The organism is Senegalimassilia anaerobia JC110, from assembly GCF_000236865.1.
In the GTDB taxonomy this organism is placed as follows: Bacteria; Actinomycetota; Coriobacteriia; order Coriobacteriales; family Eggerthellaceae; genus Senegalimassilia; species Senegalimassilia anaerobia.
In genome coordinates this window covers 587,343-603,801 of record NZ_HE611015.1, presented here as the reverse complement: position 1 = coordinate 603,801, position 16,459 = coordinate 587,343, and the positions used below count along the sequence as shown (strand labels likewise).

The following is a 16,459-nucleotide window of genomic DNA, read 5'->3' as shown; positions in this document are numbered from 1 at the left end:
GACGCGTTGATTCGCATGCGATTGCGGCCCGATCGTTCGAGTCGTGCGCCCGCTGATTAGATGCGCTTATTCCTGCGGGTGCTCCCCTAGGCTGTTGGCGATGTTGGTGGCAATGGAGGCAACAGCTGCCTGTTGCGCCGCGATGGCCTTCGAGGTTGCGGCTTCCATGGGTGTTTCCGCGTGTGCTACCTGGTCGCCTTCCTTGTGCTCGGGCAGAAGGCTTCCGATGGCATCGTGGACCATATCGATATAGGCTTGAGCGCCTTCCGAGGACAGATGCGTGCCGTCGCCGTCGAACCAGGTGCCATGCGATGCGCTCAGGCTGTACCAGTCGATTACCTGCACGTTGCCGTAACGCTCGGCGGCGCGGTCGAGCGCGGCGTTCGTCTCCGCCATCCAGCTTTGCGGGCTGCGGGTGTTCACGAAGAACACGTGCTTGTCTGTGCCCACCACGCCAAGCAGGTCGTCCAGCTGCTCGTCGGTGGCCTGTCCGTTCGTTCCCAGGGCGAACACCACCACGTCACCCACGATGTCCTGCTCGGCATAGGAGCGGTACACTTCCTCGCCGACGGTGAGCTGACGGTTCACGGCGGCATCGATGGCGCCGTAGGGGAACGTTTCGGTGAAGTTGGGGATGGCGCGAACCGATACCGAGTCGCCGATCATGAGCACGTCGAGCTTGGGCTTCTCGGCTGCTGCGGTGGTGCCCGACGTATCTGCAGGTAAGCCTGCGACATGCGCCGATTCGTCCTTCAGCAGATCGCCGCCCTCAAGAGCGGAGGTATCGGGTACGAAGATCAGCCCGCCGATGCAGACGATGGTGAGCACGGAGGCCGCCGCAGTGGGCAGGGCATGGGTGCGAAGCCAGTCGGCAAGCAGGATCTGCCCGCTGCGCACGTCGCCCACGAACTTCCCGATGGCGCCATGGCGGATGGGGTCTTCCACAAACTTGTAGGAGAACCATGAGATGGCGAAGATGACGGCGAGTTCCACCAGGTACATCCACCACGGGGTGCCTTCGATGTTGCTGCGCGGGTTCATGAGCAGGAGGATAGGGTAGTGCCACAGGTACATGCCGTAGGAGTGCAGGCCGATCCATACGAGCGGTTTTGCGGCGAACACCTTCGCCAACAGGCTAGACGGGTGCACGATGACGGCGATGATGACCATGGTGATCACGGAGGCGAGCAGGATGCCGCCGCGGTACATGAACGCCGACGTACCCTCGATGCCCGCCATCATGGCCACCAGGCCTATAAGCGCGATGCCGCCCACGGCGTCGAGCGCCAGCCGCACGTTGCGGTCCAAGTGGATCTCGTTGTTCGCGCCAAGTTGGTTCGATGGCCATACGAAGGCAAGCCATGCGCCGATGAGCAGGCTGAACGCGCGGGTATCGGTTCCGTAGTACACGCGGGAGGGGTCGGCGTCGGGGCTGAATAGAAGCGCCATCTCAAGGGCGGACGCCAGGGCGAGCACGAAGGTGGCGTTGCGCATATGGGTGCGCTTCACGCCGAACTTGTGCGCAAGGATAAGCACCACGGGCCAAACCACGTAGAACTGCTCCTCGATGGCCAGCGACCAGAAATGCGTGACGGGGCTGGGGGCGCCCAGGGCATCGAAGTAGGACACGTCGCGCAGGATGTACCACCAGTTGGTCACCCAGCAAAGCGCCGCCCACATGTCTTCGCGCAGCTTCGTGAGCAGGCTGTGATCGAATAACGTGCAGAGCACGGCGGTGACTATGATGACGAAGGCGATGGCCGGGAACAGGCGTTTCACGCGGCGTAGCCAGAACTGCGGCAGGTCGATGGTGCCCGTGGAATCCCATTCGATGAGCAGCAGGCTGGTAATCAGGTAGCCCGACAGCACGAAGAACACGGTGACGCCGAGCAAGCCGCCGGGCATCCAGGCCATGCCCATGTGATAGGCGATGACGCCGAGCACGGCAAGCGCGCGCAGGCCGTCGAGGGCGGGGATGTAACGTGATTTTTTCCGCTTAGGCTGTTCTACGCTGCCGGATGCGCGCGAGGTTCGCGGCGATGCGCCGTGCGCGCCGCCGTGGCGGCCGTTCGTTGCGGCGTTTGCCCGGCGGGCGTCGTGCGATGCGGCGGCAGAGCTGCTTGCGGCATGGCCGTGCACATTGGAACGGTGTTGCGTGTAAGAATCTGATGTGGGGCCTGCGTATGCGCTTCGCGAGCGGCTGCGTGCATGGCTCCCAGCCGGCGTTTCCGGCATGATAGTTCCCTTCTCATCTGCTGCGCTCCCTTAATCCGCAGCACATCGCCTCAGTATACCAGTGCCGCCTACCGTAACCTGTTGGCAAATGATGGCACGTGCCGTCCGTTTCGGCTGTGCGGTGCGTGTATCATATGAAGGAGATATGCGTGAAGGTAACGCTGCGATGCCGACAAAGGAGGCAGGCATGGGTATGAAGAAGCTGTTCGTCATCGGCGGCATGGGCGCCGGCAAGTCGACGGCCCGCAAGGTTCTGGCCGAGCAGGGAGTCCCGTACATCGACCTCGACAAGGTCGGTCACGACGTATTGCTGTGGGATACGGTCAAAGACGACCTGGTAGAGGCGTTCGGCGCCGATATCCTGGGCGCTGACGGCCAAATCGTGCGCTCGAAGGTGGCGGCGAAGGCCTTCGCCACGCCGGCGGAGACGCGCAAGCTCAACCGCATCACCATGCCGCGCATCGAGGAGGCGTTCACCGATCAGCTCGACGAGCTTGAGCGCCAGGGTAACAAGGCCGTGGTGGTGGAGTATTCCGTGTTCAAGAACCGCCAGGTGTCCATGGCCAACGGCGCCGATGTGGTTATCGCCGTGCTCGCCCCGCTCGACGACCGCATCGAGCGTGCCGTTGCAGGCGGCTGGGACGAGCAGGACGTGCGTCGCCGCATCGCCCGCCAGATCAGCGACGCGGACCGCATCGAGCAATCCGACGTGGTTTTCAACAACGACGGCACGCCCGAGCAGCTGCGCGAGCAGGTCGAGCAGTGGTGGCGTGAGTACAGCAAGACGCTTGACTAGGGCGGCATCGCGCTGATGGGCGCGATTGTTCGGAACGTTGCGGGCCCCTGCGGCGCGTCACCTGGTTTTGCCGGGCGCCGCGTGTTGCAGGGGCCTTTTGCGTTGCCATATATGTGAAGCGAAAACGTACACTTGTTCTTTTCCGTATGCCGTGATAGACTTCGGGCACTGATTCGAAGGAAGCGCCTGCGAAGGACGTGATTGCATATGAGCAGCCATCTGAAGAACATCGAGGGTATGGCAATGGAGGGCAAGTTGCCCGAAGTGCGCCTTGCGAACACGCCGTTTCGAGCGGTCAGCCCTTATGAGCCTTCAGGCGATCAGCCGCAAGCCATCAAGAAACTTGCACAGGGCGTTGAGGAGGGGCTGCGGTATCAAACGCTTCTGGGCGTCACGGGGTCGGGCAAAACGTTCACCATGGCGAAAACCATCGAGGCGGTGCAGCGCCCCACGCTTGTCATGGCGCCGAACAAGACGCTTGCCGCTCAGCTTGCAAGCGAGCTGAAGGAGTTCTTCCCCGACAACGCCGTGGTGTATTTCGTCAGCTACTACGATTATTACCAGCCCGAAGCGTACGTGCCCTCGTCGGACACGTTCATCGAGAAGGACGCCTCTATCAACGAGGAGGTGGAGAAGCTGCGCCATGCCGCCACCAGCGCGCTCCTTTCCAGGCGCGACGTGATCGTGGTGGCGTCGGTCAGCTGCATCTACGGTATCGGCAGCCCCATGGATTATGCGGGTATGGCCGTGTTCGTGGACAAGCAGAAGGAAATGGATCGCGATCAGATGATCCATGACCTTATCGACATCCAGTACGACCGCAACGACTACGAGCTGAAACGCGGCACGTTCCGCGTGCGCGGGGATAACCTCGATGTGTTCCCGCCGTACGCGGACAATCCAGTGCGCGTGGAGTTCTGGGGCGATGAGATAGAGCAGATTTCCGAGATCGACAACGTCACGGGCGAGGTGTTGCAAGCTTATGAGGCCCTGCCCATCTGGCCGGCCTCCCATTACGTGACGGCGCGCCCGAAGATGGAGCACGCTATCCAAACCATCCAAGAGGAGCTGCGCGAGCGTCTGCAGCAGTTTAAAGAGGAGGGCAAGCTGCTTGAGGCCCAGCGGCTGGAGATGCGTGTGAACTACGATCTTGAGATGCTGGAGACCATGGGCTTTTGCAGCGGCATCGAGAACTACTCCCGGCATTTGGACGGGCGCGAGCCCGGAGAGCCCCCGTACACGCTCATCGACTATTTCCCGGACGATTTCCTGTGCATCATCGACGAGAGCCATGTGACGGTGCCCCAAATCCGCGGCATGCATGAGGGCGACCGCAGCCGCAAGATCACCTTGACCGAGCATGGGTTCCGGCTACCCAGCTGTTTGGATAACCGTCCGCTGCGTTTCGACGAGTTCGAGGAGCGCGTGCCGCAGTTCATCTACGTGTCGGCAACGCCCGGCGATTACGAGCTGAAGGTCAGCCAGCGGCAGGTGGAGCAGATCATCCGTCCCACGGGCCTTCTGGACCCCGAGATCATCGTGCGCGGCAGTGCAAGCCAGATCGACGACATCATCGACGAGGCGAAGGAGCGCGCCGACCGCAACGAGCGTGTGCTCATAACCACGCTTACCAAGAAGATGGCAGAAGACTTGACCGACCACCTCTTGGACCGCGGTTTACGCGCCCGCTACATGCACAGCGACATCGGCACGCTTGAGCGCGTGGACATCCTGCGCGATCTGCGTTTGGGCAAGTTCGATGTGCTGGTGGGAATCAACCTGCTGCGCGAGGGCCTGGACTTGCCCGAGGTAACGTTGGTAGCCATCCTCGACGCCGACAAGGAGGGCTTCCTGCGAAACCAGCGCAGCCTGATCCAGACCATTGGCCGCGCTGCTCGTAACGCGAACGGCCAGGTGATCATGTATGCCGACAAAACCACTGACTCCATGGACCTGGCGATCTCCGAAACGCGGCGCCGTCGTAGCATCCAGATGGCCTATAACGAAGAGCACGGCATCACGCCCAAAACGGTCACGAAGGCGGTCGTGGACATCATGAGCTACGTGCATGGGGAAATGGGCGATGTGTCATCCGAGCAGGTGAACATGCAGCTTGCCGAGCTGTCGCGCGAAGAGGTGCTGCGCGTTATCTCCAGCATGGAGGAAGATATGGCGGAGGCGTCGCGCAATATGGACTTCGAAGAAGCGGCGCGCTTGCGAGACGAGGTGGTGCGCCTGCGCGCCGGCGTGGAGGGCGAAAGCGAGGCGGATGTGCTCAAGGACCTGAAGAAGAGCGCGCGCAAGGGCAGCGCCTTCGGCAATCGCAAGAACGCGGCGTACGGCAGCTCGCGTCGGTCGTAGAACCATGCTGTCCGTCGACCGTGGGTTGATGGGCACGGCGGTGACGGCTTGCTTGCTCAGCGCAGGGCGCTGGTGGCAACTCGCTTGCCGCGCATGCTATGGAGCGGGGCAATGGCGAGAGCGGTTGCATGGCATTTGTCGCGGCTACGGCTTGTGCGGCGCAGGGCGCTGGCAGTAGTCCCCCTTGCCGCACGTGCCCCGGCGTGGAGTAGTGGTGGGGTGTCTGCTTAGCATTTAGCTTAGCTGCGGCGGTAACTTGCGCTGCGCAGGAGGGGGTTGGCGTGTTTGAAGATGCCGCATACGGTTCGCAAGGCGCCGCCATTACCTTTTATCTATTCAGGAACGTTTTGGTTGAGGCTGCCGGTGCGATAGCCGTCGGCATCAACGGTCACGTAGGCGAACCCTGAATCGTGTATGCGCTCGGTCAGGTCGGTGGATATCAGTGCGTCCATAAGCGCCGCTCGCTGGTCGGGTGCCACTTCGATGCGTGCAAGGTCCCCATGGGCGCGGCAGCGTATCTGGGGAAAGCCTGCGTCCATAAGCGCATCCTCGGCATGCTCGACGGATCGAAGCTTGTCGGCGGTGATGGCCTCGTTGTAGGGGATGCGGCTTGCAAGGCACGCGTAAGAGGGTTTGTCCCAGGTTGGAAGGCCAAGCTTGTGGGATAGGGCGCGAACATCGCTTTTCGATAAACCTGCTGCCAGCAAGGGGCTGTCCACCTTCAGCTCGCCAAGAGCTTTAAGCCCAGGGCGGTAATCGCCCAGATCGCTGGTGTTGGTTCCTTCGGCCACGTAGGGTATTCCCAGGCGCGCGGCTTGATCCATGATGCGAGCGAACAATGCGCTTTTGCAGAGGTAGCATCGATCTGCGGGGTTTTCGGCGAAGCCGGGTATGGTCAAGGCGTCGACGTCCATCACCACATGGCGGATGCCCCGTTTGGCGCAAAAATCGCTGGCTTCGCGAACCTCTCGTGCGGGAATCATCTGCGCGCGGGCGGTGATGGCGACGGTGTTGTCGCCTAGCACATCGGCGGCAACGCTTAGCAGCAGGGTGGAGTCCACTCCGCCGGAAAACGCTACGGCAACCGCTCCCAGTTTTGCCAGATGCTCTTTCAGCGCGTCGTGCTTCTTGGAAAGCTCGGCGGGAAGCGGAGCGGGGGTGTCGGTGCTCATGGGGGACCTTTCGCGTTGCAGGTGGTTTCATTACACACGCTAGCACATGAAGTTAGCTTCAGGTTTTGCCGAGCTGCGAGATTTCGCGTTTAGAGCATATCGGTGAAGCGCAGGTTCATGTCGACGGGGGTGGAGATGCCGGCAACGCTGCCGGTGTTGCTGTACTGCCACAGCGCGAAATCGAACTGCCCGGAGGGCTGCAGCGCGTTGTATTCGGCGAACCAGACGGGGCGATCGCCTAGGCTATCCAGGTTCATGCGGGCGATATCCACTTTGTTGCCATACACCATGGAGCGGTAACCTGCTTGCTCGATGCGTTGGCAGAACGCCAGCGCAGCTGCGGTGAGGGTGTCCCGGTCCACGTTATTGCCGCGTGCGTTCACCGTCGTATCCTTCTCGTGGTCGAAGGTTATGGGAAGGTCGAGCTTGCGGCCGCCAAGCTGGTCAAGCACGAAGTCGGCCTCTTCCTGCGCCTCCTCGGCGCTGGTGGCTTGCGAGTAAATGTACACGCCGGTCTGCAAGCCGGCATCTGCTGCTCCTGCAAGGTTCTCATTCAGGCGGCCGTCCGCGAACAGACCGCCCTCGGTGGTGCCGCGGTAGCCGGCTCGCACAAAGGCGAACTGGATTCCATCGCTTGCAACCTGCTCCCAGTCGATGGCGCCTTGCATTTCGGACACGTCGATTCCCGTCTGCGACTTCTCGACCCCGTTTTCAGAGTATGAGAACCTGCCGTTTTGCTGGGAGAGCCCCGAGAAGTCATACGGGCTGACGTAGGGTTGCTTTGTGTTGGCCGAACGGGAGTTTTCTTCTTGCGACGAGCCGTTGAGCAGCGCCGATGTTGCGTTGCATGCCGACACGCCGACGGCAATGAGCGCAAGCGCGAACGCAAGGATGACGAACGGCTTGCGGGCGCCGGCGTGACGGCGCGGGCGCTGCTGAGGGCGGGCCGATCCGGGCCTCATGGATGCGTTGCGCGTCGACGGAGAGGTGCGGGATCGCACGCATGCATTTCGCGCCGATGGTGAGCTTTGAGGCCGCGTGGATGCGTTACGCGTTGGCGAAGAGGTGCGGGGCCGTGCAGGGTCGCTGCTCATTGATGATGAGACGCGGGGCTTCGTGGGCGTGTTGCGCGTTGATGATGGGATTCGGGCGGGTTGCCCATTGCGGTTTCTGCTATTCATAGGCGCTATGGTAGCAAACGGCGTGGGGCCCGGGGCGCCCGTCCATGGTTTGAACGTGGGGTTTTCAAATGCCGCTCATAGTGATTTCCCGCCGCTGACGCACGTTAACGGCGTTAATCCAATTGATACTAACTTACTTCTAATATGGTCGTCTCATAATTGGTTTTCAGCCTGATACGCACGCTCTCGCAGGTGTTTTCGTGCGTGATTTCGGGATGCTTGCGCATGTGCGCAAGCAAGCGGGTGTTCGTCTCGTTGGGGAAGCGGGGCGCGACAAGGTGAGGATGGGACGCTACGATGATGGTTTCGACAAGGGGACGGTACGCCCTCAGGCTTATGATCGATATCGCCAAGCAGGGGGAGGCGGGCGCGCTTGTCACTATGAGGCAAGCCGCGCAACGTCAGGGGCTTTCCGTCAAGTATTTGGAGCAGCTGGGCGGCGCTCTCGTGCGCGCCGGGGTGCTGAAGAGCATTCGCGGCGTGAGCGGCGGATATTATCTGGCCAAGCCCGCCGATCAGATCCGCATCGGCGACGTGCTGCGCGCTACGGAGGGTTCCTGCATGCCGGTCGCATGCGTGGACGATGAGGGCAAATGCGATCTTGCGGGCTGCTGCGAGGCGCGCGGCTTCTGGCGGGGGATGGGCAATGCCATCAACGCCTATATCGACCGTATCACGCTTGCCGATGTGCTGGAAGGCAACGTGGAGGCATAGCCGATTCCAGGTGGTGCGATTCATCATCGGAAACCGGTGCCGGCAAACGCGACGGGCTGCAGCTTGCAAGCTGCAGCCCGTCGTTTTCGTTCAACCATGTCCTTTGGCTATGCGTGCGCGAGAAGCCATGGTTGGGTTGTCGCGCACGCGTCTCGCTACATGAAGGAGCTTTCGGCAGGGTGTCGGCGATGGCAGGCTGCCGATGCCCGGCCCGGAAGCGCGGCGACGGGCTGCGATGTAACGTTTGCGGCCCGTCGCCATTGTTGGCGCTATTCCTCGTCGAGCGCGGTCTGCTTGATGCGGGCCGCCAGGTCGGCGCCGCGGTCGCCGAACAGAAGCGCGCTGTTGTGCTTGAAGAAGCGCTCGCTTCCGTGGGCGTTGATGAACGCCATGCTGTAGCGGTTTGCGGAGAGGTCGGTGATGAGCAGCAGCATCTCCTGGCCCTCGCCAAACGCTTGCTCGGCGAACGCCAATGCGCGGTCAAGGGCCTGCTCGCCCTGCTCAACGCGGCTCTCAAGCCCGCCGAGCATCTTGGAGAACGCTTCCTTGACCTGGTCGAACGTAAGGGCCCCGGTTTGCGCTCCCAGGTGCTGCGCCTGTTGGAGCATGTCGATTGCGCGCTCGTAGGAGCGATACTTCTGCTCGGACAGAAGCCCGCTTGCGCGGTCGGTGCGCAGCAGACGGCGCACCTCGGCTTCCTGCGCGCGCACCTCCTCGGCGGCATCGGCGGCGCCGGCGGCGTCAAGCTTGTCGCGCATGGCTGCAAGGCGCGGGTGCGCGAACTCCACGGCGCCCTCCTCGAGCACCGCCTCGCGCAGCACGCCCGCAAGCGCGTCGGAGAGCAAGCCCACTACCGATACGCGCTCATCGAAAGGCGCGGCCTGGGCGCGCTCGACCACTTCGGGGCCGGCCGTGCCTGCAAGCACGCGGTCCACCTGGTAGTCGGCGCGATACTTCGTGAACAGGTCGTAGTACACGGCGAAACGCTTGGCGATCTGGGGCGCCTGCACGTATTGGCCGATGAGCACCTCGTCGACGGGCAGGTCCTGCGCCTCGTAGAGCCTGATGGCGCTCGACAGGTCGTCCCAGCCGCGGGCCGTGACGAATTCCTTGCCGTCGGGCGTGGTCTCCAGGTGGTAGAAGTGGTCCTGTTCGACGTCAAGGTAGGTGATGACCGCCGGATGCACGCCGTGGCCGAGCGCATAATCGCGCCATGCCTGGAAGTCCGGCTCCACGTCGAGGCGCTTCAAGCGGTCCCACGTTGCCAGGTCGAAGTCGCGCGCCGTGCGGTTGTATTCGGGCGGGTTGCCCGCCGTCACCACGATCCAGCCCTCGGGGACCTTGTGGCGGCCGAACACCTTGTACTGCAGGAACTGCAGCATGGCCGGCGTGAGCGTTTCCGATACGCAGTTGATCTCGTCAAGGAACAGGATGCCCTCGCGATGCCCCGTCTGCTCGATGGCGTCGTAAACCGCGGCGATGATCTCGCTCATGGTGTATTCGGACACGTCGTAGGTTTTCCCGCCGTATTCCTTCTGGGCGATGAACGGCAGGCCCAACGCGCTTTGGCGCGTGTGATGGGTCATGGAGTAGGAAACGAAGCCCACCTCAAGCTCTTGTGCGATCTGCTCGACGATGGCGGTTTTGCCGATGCCGGGCGCGCCCAGCAGGAAGATGGGGCGCTGGCGCTGCGGCGGCAGGGCGTAGCCGCCGAACTCGTCTTTGGCGAAATACGCCTGCATGGTGTACTTGATCTGCTGTTTCGCCTGTTGGATGTCCATGGCTGCTCCTTGCTCGATGGGGTGGTGCTAGGCCAGGTCGCCGGCCTGCTCGGTAAACGTTTCGTCGAGGACGGCCTTCATGGCCCAGGGCGGCACCGGCGCGCTTGCGTCGGCGGTTTCGGCGTCGGGGAACACGAAGGCGGTATCGAAGGACGGCTTGTGGGCAGGGTAGGTGCCTTGGCCGTCGGTGAAGTAGAGAAGGCCGCCGAGGTTTTGGAACTCGCCTCGTTCAAGCGCGTCTTCGACATAGGCGAACACGGGTCGGAAATCGGTTCCGCCCAGGCCTTTGATCTGTACGTTTTCTAGGAAATCGTCCAGTTCGTCCAAGCTGTGGATGCAGTCGACGGCCGTTACGGCGGCGTCGCATTGCACCAGATGCACGTTCATGCGGGTGAAAAAGCCCGTCTCGTTGGACAGGATGGAATATGTGCGCTCAAGGAAGCGCCTGACCAGCCCGTCTTTGGTGGATGCGGAGGTGTCGATGGCTATGACGAAATCGCGGATGCGCCGCTCCTCGACGTATTCCAAAGGCTCGATCAGCGGCAGGTTGCCGTAGCGCGAAAGGCCGTAGCAATAATAGACGTAGTCGAACTCGTCGTCGTTGACGCGCACATGCTCGCCCATGCGCGCGAACTTGCGCAAGAAAGCGGTGAAGTCCTGCCGGCGGCGCGTGACCGAGCGCAGGTTCATGGAAAGGTTCGACCCTTCCACGCCCCAAAGCTTGATATAGGAGTCAAGCTGCACGCCCATCTCAAGCGCTGCGTTCTTCCACTGGTCGCGCGAGCGATCGAGGTTGACGGTGTCGGCGAAGCGGTTGGCTTGCACGCCGCGGGCCTGCTCGGGCGCCTCCTTCTCGGTGATGTCGTCGAGCGACAGGCCGCGGTGGGCCTTGTGATTGGGCTTGGCCTTGCGTGCCTCGTCGGGCATGGGCATGTCCGTGCCGTTCTTGCCCGCCTCGCCGGCGGCGGGGGCGGGGGAGTCGGCGGCGTTTTCCTGCTTTTCGCCCGTTTGGGCCTGACGGCGCGCGGCTTCCTCGGCCGCCATGCGGTGCCAGGGTTCGTGATCGTCGGCGACGAAGGGAGCGGCCAGCTGCGCGAGCTGCTGGTCGTCCATTCCCTTGTCGGCGAAATAGCGGTAGAGCGCCTCGGCCGTGAGTTGCGGGCATTCCGCCTGAAGCTGAGCGAGCGCCGCCGTTTGACGCGCGGCGCGCGGGCTTGCCGTGGCCGGCAGCGCCAGCTGGGTGATGACCGCTTCGACGGCTATGTCGCATGCGGCATCCCAGCGCGCGGCGTCCATGTTCGGGTTGGGGAAGGGGTGCAGAAACACGTCGTGCAGCATGATGTGCAGGTATGTGCGCGCAAGCTCCTCCGGGCTTGACGCGAAGGTGCGCGCCACGTCGGCCGGGCTGTAGCGCAGGTACGTGCCATCGGTGGCAATGGTCTGCCCAGGTTGCGCCAGCAGCTTGAGATGGGCGAACGCGGCGTTCATGAAGCGCAAGCTGACCAGCAGCTTGTTGCGGGTGAGCTCAAGGGCTTGCTGGGCAAGCCGACCTGAGGCGTTATATGCCATTGAGGGCCTCCCGTCGCTTGATTTCGTCGCTTCGCGCAGTGTAGCATGGGCGGCAAAGCGGGTAAACACAGGGCCTTGATATGGGAGGTGCTTCGATGGCAGCGGCTGAGGAGATGGTGTTCGCAACGCAGGGCGCGAAAGCGCAGGAGGTGGTGGCGCGCGCCCTTGCGGCGCCGGTGAGCCTTGCGGCCGATCAGGTGCGCGAGGTGAGCCCGGGGCGTTCGCAGGCGGGCGAGGTGTGGTCGCCGCAGCTGCTGCCGTATCAATCATGGGAAGGCGGCTCCGCGCGCGCCGGGAAGGTGGACGGCGATGCCGACGGCGATCTGCTGGCGGCGGGATCGCTTGGCATGGGCGTGGACGACGATGCCCGCGCGCGCTTGCTTGCCATGGCGGCCCGGCAAGAGGGCGTGGGCGGCTCCGCGGCCGTGGACGTGCCCGACGAGCAGGACGCGCCGGCGGTATCGGTTCAGCGCGAGGAGACGGGCTATGCCCTGGTCGGCTTCGATCTGCGTGCGCTTGCGCAAGCTGCAGGAGCGCAATCCGGGCTTGCCGTGGTGCTCCCCTCGTTCGTGGACGGCATTCCCGTGGTGCGCATCGCGCCCGGTGCGTTCGCGCGTCGCCTGGTGCGCGGCGTGGGCGTCGACGTGCTGGTGGTGCCCGATACGGTGCAGCGCATCGGCGCCGGCGCCTTCTCGGCCTTGCCCGGACGTCATATCCATCTGGGGGCGGGCGTGCGCGCCGGCGGCGCCCAGGCCTGCGACCTCTCCGGCGTCACGCCGCCGCTCGAGCGCCGCACCTATTCGGTGAGCGGGGAGAACGAGCATTATCAAGCGCAGGATGGCAGCCTGCTTTCCGCTGATGGGAAGATGCTTTTGTTCTGCGCCCCGCCCTATGAGGAGCGCTATGCCCTTCCCGACGGCGTGGAGGTGGTCGGCGAGACGGCGTTCGCGCAGGGTTGCGAGCCGCCGCATGTGGTGTCGGCGCCGGCGTGTCTGCAGCATGTTCGGGCCAAGCAATGGGATGCTGCGCTGTGGATGTGCCCGGTCGGGTGCGACGGTGCGCGCCGCCTGCGCCGCCGAGGCGTGCGCGTGTGCGGCCCTGACGCCATCGAGGCGGACGGCTGCTGGTTCGACTGCCGCGATGGCGCGGCCCTGCTGGTGGCGGGTCTGCAGCCTCCGAAGTCCGCATCGAAGCGCTTCGCCAGCGTGGCGGCGCGTGCGCGCGCCGCGGCGGCCAGCGACGAGGGCGTCGCCGTGGATGCGAAGCAGGCGGCGGCGCGCGCCGAGGCCAACGATTGCGGCGGGCTTGTGTCGGGCGGCAGGTTGGGGCCGGTCGGCCAGGGGCCGTCGGCGGCGGTGCTCGCGCAGCCCCAGGTCGTCGAAACGCTGGCTTTGCCTGCCCAGGTGCGGGGCGCGGAATTGACGCGCATCGCCCCGAGCGCGCTGCCGTATGCGCCGAAGACCCTGATCATCCCCGCAACGGTTCGCGAAGTGGGAGACGGCAACGCGTGTCGTGGAACGAAACGCCTGGTGCTTCCCGAGGGCCTTGAGCGCGTGGGCGCGCACAGCTTCTGCTCGCGTACGCTCGAAGGGCCCGTGGCCCTGCCGAAGTCGCTTCGGTCGGTGGGCGAGGGCAGCTTCGAGTTCTCCGTGTGCCGGCTGGCGTGGTCGGGCGTGGCAGTGCATGTGCCCGCCGACCAGCTGCTGAGCTGCTTCACCCTTGATGCCGAGCCCGGGTGCGACCCGTTCGACCTGCCTCGCTACGACGAGGTGCTCAGGTCGGGAAAGAACGTGCCGGACCGTTTAGGGGCGCTGCTGCATCGCCTGGAGCGGCCCGTGGGGCTGGATGTGCAGATGCAGGCCGCCTTCGCCGATGAAGTGCGCGCCGCGGGGCGCGAGGCGCTCGTGCGCATCGCCCGGGAGGGCAGCCTGGAGATGGTGCGTCAGCTGGCCGATCTAGGGCTTATGGAGGATAAACGCTTCGACGCGCAGATCGAGCTGCTGCGCCAGGGCAACCGCATGGACTGCGTGGCTTTCCTCATGGAGCGGCGGCATCGCAGCGGCGCGCAGGCTGACGAGACCGGCGAGCGGGACGCGTCTGCAAGCTTGAGGAGCAAGTTCGCCCTTTAGAGGGGACGGGTGTGCAAGGTTTTCGGGGGTATGGGGAGGTTTCCTGCCGACTTATGTCGGATACCCCGAAAAGCCTCCGCGTGCGCGCTTGTTGCGCGGCAAGGCTGGTATACTGTGCCATATAGAACAGCCGTACGTGTTGCGGCCGCATGATCCGCACGCAGAAGGAACCGCCATGATCGACGAGATGCAAGTTAAGAACTTGGCGCTGATAAAGCAGGCCTCCCTTGTCCCCGCGCAGGGCCTGACCGTGCTCACGGGCGAGACGGGCGCCGGCAAAACGGCGTTGCTGTCGGCGCTCAAGCTGCTGATGGGCTCCCGCGCGGACAAGGATTCCGTGCGCGATGGCCAGGACGGCTTGGAGGTCAGCGGGCGTTTCTTCGGGCTTTCCCGCGCGTCCTCGGATGGCGATGAGCCGCGCGAAGACGAAGATGAGCTGGTGGCCGTGCGCCGCGTGGGCGCCGATGGGCGCTCGCGCGTCACGCTTGATGGCCGCATGGCAAGCGTGCGGGAGCTGGCGGGCACGGTGTCGCCTTCCATCGATTTATGCGGCCAGCACGACCAGCAGCAGCTTTTGAAGCCGGCGGCGCACGTGGGGATGCTCGACGCATGGGCCGGGCAGGACGTGGCCGAGGCGCTTTGCGCGTATCGGGAGGCGTTCGTCGAGGCGTCGCGGGCGGCGGCGGAGCTTGCCCGGGTCCGCGATGCCGGAGCCGCCTCGTCGGCGAAGCTCGATGAGGCGCGCTTCGTGCTGCAGCGCATCGATGCCGTGGACCCGCGCGAGGGCGAATACGAGGAGCTTTCGGCCAAGCTTGCCCGAGCCGAGCACGCTGAAACGCTTGCGACGTCGGCGTATCGCGCGCATCAGGCGCTCGGGGGCGACGAGGGCGCCATCGATTTGCTGGGCAGCGCCGCGGCGGCCTTGGACGAGGGATCCCGCTACGATCCTGAGCTCGGCAAGCTTGCGGAATCCCTGCGCGAGGCGGGGTATGTGCTGGAGGATGTTTCGCGCACGGCCCGGGACTATCGCGATGGGGTGGAATTCGACCCTGAGGAACTGGAGCGGGGGCAAGAGCGCATGGCGGCCTTGCAGGGGCTCATGCGCGCGTACGGGCCGCGCATGGCCGATGTGCTTGCAGCGCGCGACGAGGCGGCCGACCTTGTGTCGTTGGTGGACGATGCCGAGGAGCGCGAGCGTGTCGCGCAGCGGGCGGTCGATGCTGCCGAACGGGCATTGGCGGCGGCGGCGCGAACCCTCGACGATGCGCGCAGCGAAGCTGCGCCAAGGTTCTCCCAGGCGGTGTCGGCGCAGATGCAGCGACTGGAGATGGGCACGGCGCAGCTTGTGTGCGAGCAGCGTGCGCTGCCGCGTGCATCGTGGACCCGTTCCGGTGCGTCGGAGGTGGAGTTCATGTTCCAGCCCGGCGCCGGCATGCAGGCCCGCCCGCTTGCCCGCATAGCCTCGGGCGGCGAGGTCAGCCGCGTCATGCTGGCCATAAAGGTGGTGCTTGGCCAGGCCGACAGCGTTGATACGTTGGTGTTCGACGAGGTGGATGCCGGCGTAGGCGGCTCCGTGGCCGTGGCGTTGGCCGAGGTCCTGGCAGACCTTGCCCGCAGCCATCAGGTCATCGTGGTGACGCACTTGGCCCAGGTCGCCGTGCATGGCGATGTGCACTATGCGGTCACCAAGATAGCCGGCGACGACGGGATGCCCCAGACCTGTCTGCGACAGCTGTCCGCCGACGAGCGGCCCGCCGAGATCGCCCGTATGCTCTCCGGCGACGCCACGGAGGCATCGCTTGCCCATGCGCGCGAGATGCTCGGGGCTGTGAAGGGCGCGCAAGGGGAATAAGGAACGGTGCGCTTGCCCCGTGGAGCCTCGTCGCATCCGATCGGGGTTTTCCGGGCCGCCAAATGGAAATCGCATAGCTTGAGGGCCGTCGGCTGAGCCGGCGGCCCTTTTGGGTTTGCGTGAAGGAATCGGGCCTGTGGCGCGTAGGGCGGATTCTCATCCGGATGCCGGCGCATCCCGGGTCCATAAAACGGAAGGCGCGTCCGTATCCCGGTGTTGCTCAGCCGGGCTTTTAGTGCGAAAGCGCGCTGGTTTTCGGACGCCGGCGCAGGTCAGCGTACATTTTTATGGGTACGGCATATTGACGGAAGGCTTGCGTGGCCGATTGCCGCGAGTTTGTCGGGCGCTTGCTTGCCCGAGATTTCCCGGAAAAAGAAAAGGTCAGACGAGAATAACGTCTGACCTGCGATTTTAATGGTGGCCGGTACAGGATTTGAACCTGTGACCTTGTGCTTGTAAGGCACCTGCGCTCCCGCTGCGCCAACCGGCCGGTTGATGTCCCCGAATGGGTGACGCCTATTGTCGCATAAGAAGCCCGCTTTCGCAAATACTGCACAACCCGTCGATGCCGCTGGGCCTGCCCGAGCTTGCCCTCCGCGTCGGCGGGTTTTTGCGTTGAAGGCATCTTGTTGAGCCATATGGCCAGCGTCGCCGCGCGGGTCCACGAAT

Annotated in this window: 10 protein-coding genes and 1 tRNA gene; 5 read left to right on the top strand and 6 right to left on the bottom strand. The window is 64.2% G+C overall.

Annotation, left to right across the window (positions count from 1 at the left end; all coding sequences use genetic code 11):
* Positions 1–66: 66 nt before the first annotated feature.
* Entirely contained in the window at positions 67–2,235 is a 2,169-nt protein-coding gene (locus tag SFHG_RS05960; protein WP_081468953.1) for an acyltransferase family protein, read from the bottom strand.
* A gap of 187 nt (positions 2,236–2,422) precedes the next feature.
* Between SFHG_RS05960 and coaE the strand changes: the two genes are divergently transcribed.
* The gene (gene coaE, locus SFHG_RS05955) at positions 2,423–3,031 is read left to right on the top strand and encodes a dephospho-CoA kinase (RefSeq protein ID WP_238318279.1); all 609 of its coding nucleotides are present in this window, start codon (positions 2,423–2,425) and stop codon (positions 3,029–3,031) included.
* Between the two features lie 237 nt (positions 3,032–3,268).
* On the top strand, positions 3,269–5,392 hold the full coding sequence (gene uvrB / locus SFHG_RS05950; protein WP_272941449.1) for an excinuclease ABC subunit UvrB: 2,124 nt from the start codon (positions 3,269–3,271) through the stop codon (positions 5,390–5,392).
* A 332-nt stretch (positions 5,393–5,724) separates the two neighbouring features.
* On the opposite strand, the gene larE is transcribed toward uvrB, so the two are convergent.
* Both larE and SFHG_RS05940 read right to left on the bottom strand, forming a co-directional pair.
* Positions 5,725–6,564 (bottom strand): ATP-dependent sacrificial sulfur transferase LarE, encoded by an 840-nt coding sequence (gene larE / locus SFHG_RS05945; RefSeq protein WP_042434897.1) that lies wholly within the window; start codon positions 6,562–6,564, stop codon positions 5,725–5,727.
* An 89-nt stretch (positions 6,565–6,653) separates the two neighbouring features.
* On the bottom strand, positions 6,654–7,526 hold the full coding sequence (locus SFHG_RS05940) for a glycoside hydrolase family 25 protein (RefSeq protein ID WP_081468952.1): 873 nt from the start codon (positions 7,524–7,526) through the stop codon (positions 6,654–6,656).
* 516 nt (positions 7,527–8,042) lie between these two features.
* On the opposite strand from SFHG_RS05940, the gene SFHG_RS05935 reads away from it, so the two are divergent.
* Positions 8,043–8,459, top strand: coding sequence for an RrF2 family transcriptional regulator (locus SFHG_RS05935; RefSeq protein WP_042434894.1), 417 nt, complete (start codon positions 8,043–8,045; stop codon positions 8,457–8,459).
* A 269-nt stretch (positions 8,460–8,728) separates the two neighbouring features.
* On the opposite strand, the gene SFHG_RS05930 is transcribed toward SFHG_RS05935, so the two are convergent.
* Together SFHG_RS05930 and SFHG_RS05925 are read right to left on the bottom strand one after the other, a co-directional pair.
* Positions 8,729–10,240: an ATP-binding protein gene (locus SFHG_RS05930; protein WP_042434891.1), complete on the bottom strand. Its 1,512-nt coding sequence runs from the start codon at positions 10,238–10,240 to the stop codon at positions 8,729–8,731.
* Between the two features lie 27 nt (positions 10,241–10,267).
* Complete coding sequence (locus SFHG_RS05925; protein ID WP_042434888.1) at positions 10,268–11,809, bottom strand: vWA domain-containing protein; 1,542 nt, start codon at positions 11,807–11,809, stop codon at positions 10,268–10,270.
* A 95-nt stretch (positions 11,810–11,904) separates the two neighbouring features.
* On the opposite strand from SFHG_RS05925, the gene SFHG_RS05920 reads away from it, so the two are divergent.
* Positions 11,905–13,938 (top strand): leucine-rich repeat domain-containing protein, encoded by a 2,034-nt coding sequence (locus SFHG_RS05920; protein ID WP_202898115.1) that lies wholly within the window; start codon positions 11,905–11,907, stop codon positions 13,936–13,938.
* A gap of 175 nt (positions 13,939–14,113) precedes the next feature.
* Positions 14,114–15,790 (top strand): DNA repair protein RecN, encoded by a 1,677-nt coding sequence (gene recN / locus SFHG_RS05915; RefSeq protein WP_042434886.1) that lies wholly within the window; start codon positions 14,114–14,116, stop codon positions 15,788–15,790.
* Positions 15,791–16,205: 415 nt separating this feature from the next.
* Here recN and SFHG_RS05910 read toward each other — a convergent pair.
* A tRNA-Val gene (locus tag SFHG_RS05910) sits at positions 16,206–16,280 on the bottom strand.
* Between the last annotated feature and the right edge of the window lie 179 nt (positions 16,281–16,459).

What these genes read in the sequence shown, in the direction of transcription:
- SFHG_RS05930 (WP_042434891.1), bottom strand. Translation starts at nt 10,240, where the DNA reads ATGGACATCCAACAGGCGAAACAGCAGATCAAGTACACCATGCAGGCG.
- SFHG_RS05935 (WP_042434894.1), top strand. Translation starts at nt 8,043, where the DNA reads ATGATGGTTTCGACAAGGGGACGGTACGCCCTCAGGCTTATGATCGAT.
- SFHG_RS05960 (WP_081468953.1), bottom strand. Translation starts at nt 2,235, where the DNA reads ATGCCGGAAACGCCGGCTGGGAGCCATGCACGCAGCCGCTCGCGAAGC.
- coaE (WP_238318279.1), top strand. Translation starts at nt 2,423, where the DNA reads ATGGGTATGAAGAAGCTGTTCGTCATCGGCGGCATGGGCGCCGGCAAG.
- uvrB (WP_272941449.1), top strand. Translation starts at nt 3,269, where the DNA reads ATGGCAATGGAGGGCAAGTTGCCCGAAGTGCGCCTTGCGAACACGCCG.
- SFHG_RS05925 (WP_042434888.1), bottom strand. Translation starts at nt 11,809, where the DNA reads ATGGCATATAACGCCTCAGGTCGGCTTGCCCAGCAAGCCCTTGAGCTC.
- recN (WP_042434886.1), top strand. Translation starts at nt 14,114, where the DNA reads ATGATCGACGAGATGCAAGTTAAGAACTTGGCGCTGATAAAGCAGGCC.
- SFHG_RS05940 (WP_081468952.1), bottom strand. Translation starts at nt 7,526, where the DNA reads ATGAGGCCCGGATCGGCCCGCCCTCAGCAGCGCCCGCGCCGTCACGCC.
- larE (WP_042434897.1), bottom strand. Translation starts at nt 6,564, where the DNA reads ATGAGCACCGACACCCCCGCTCCGCTTCCCGCCGAGCTTTCCAAGAAG.
- SFHG_RS05920 (WP_202898115.1), top strand. Translation starts at nt 11,905, where the DNA reads ATGGCAGCGGCTGAGGAGATGGTGTTCGCAACGCAGGGCGCGAAAGCG.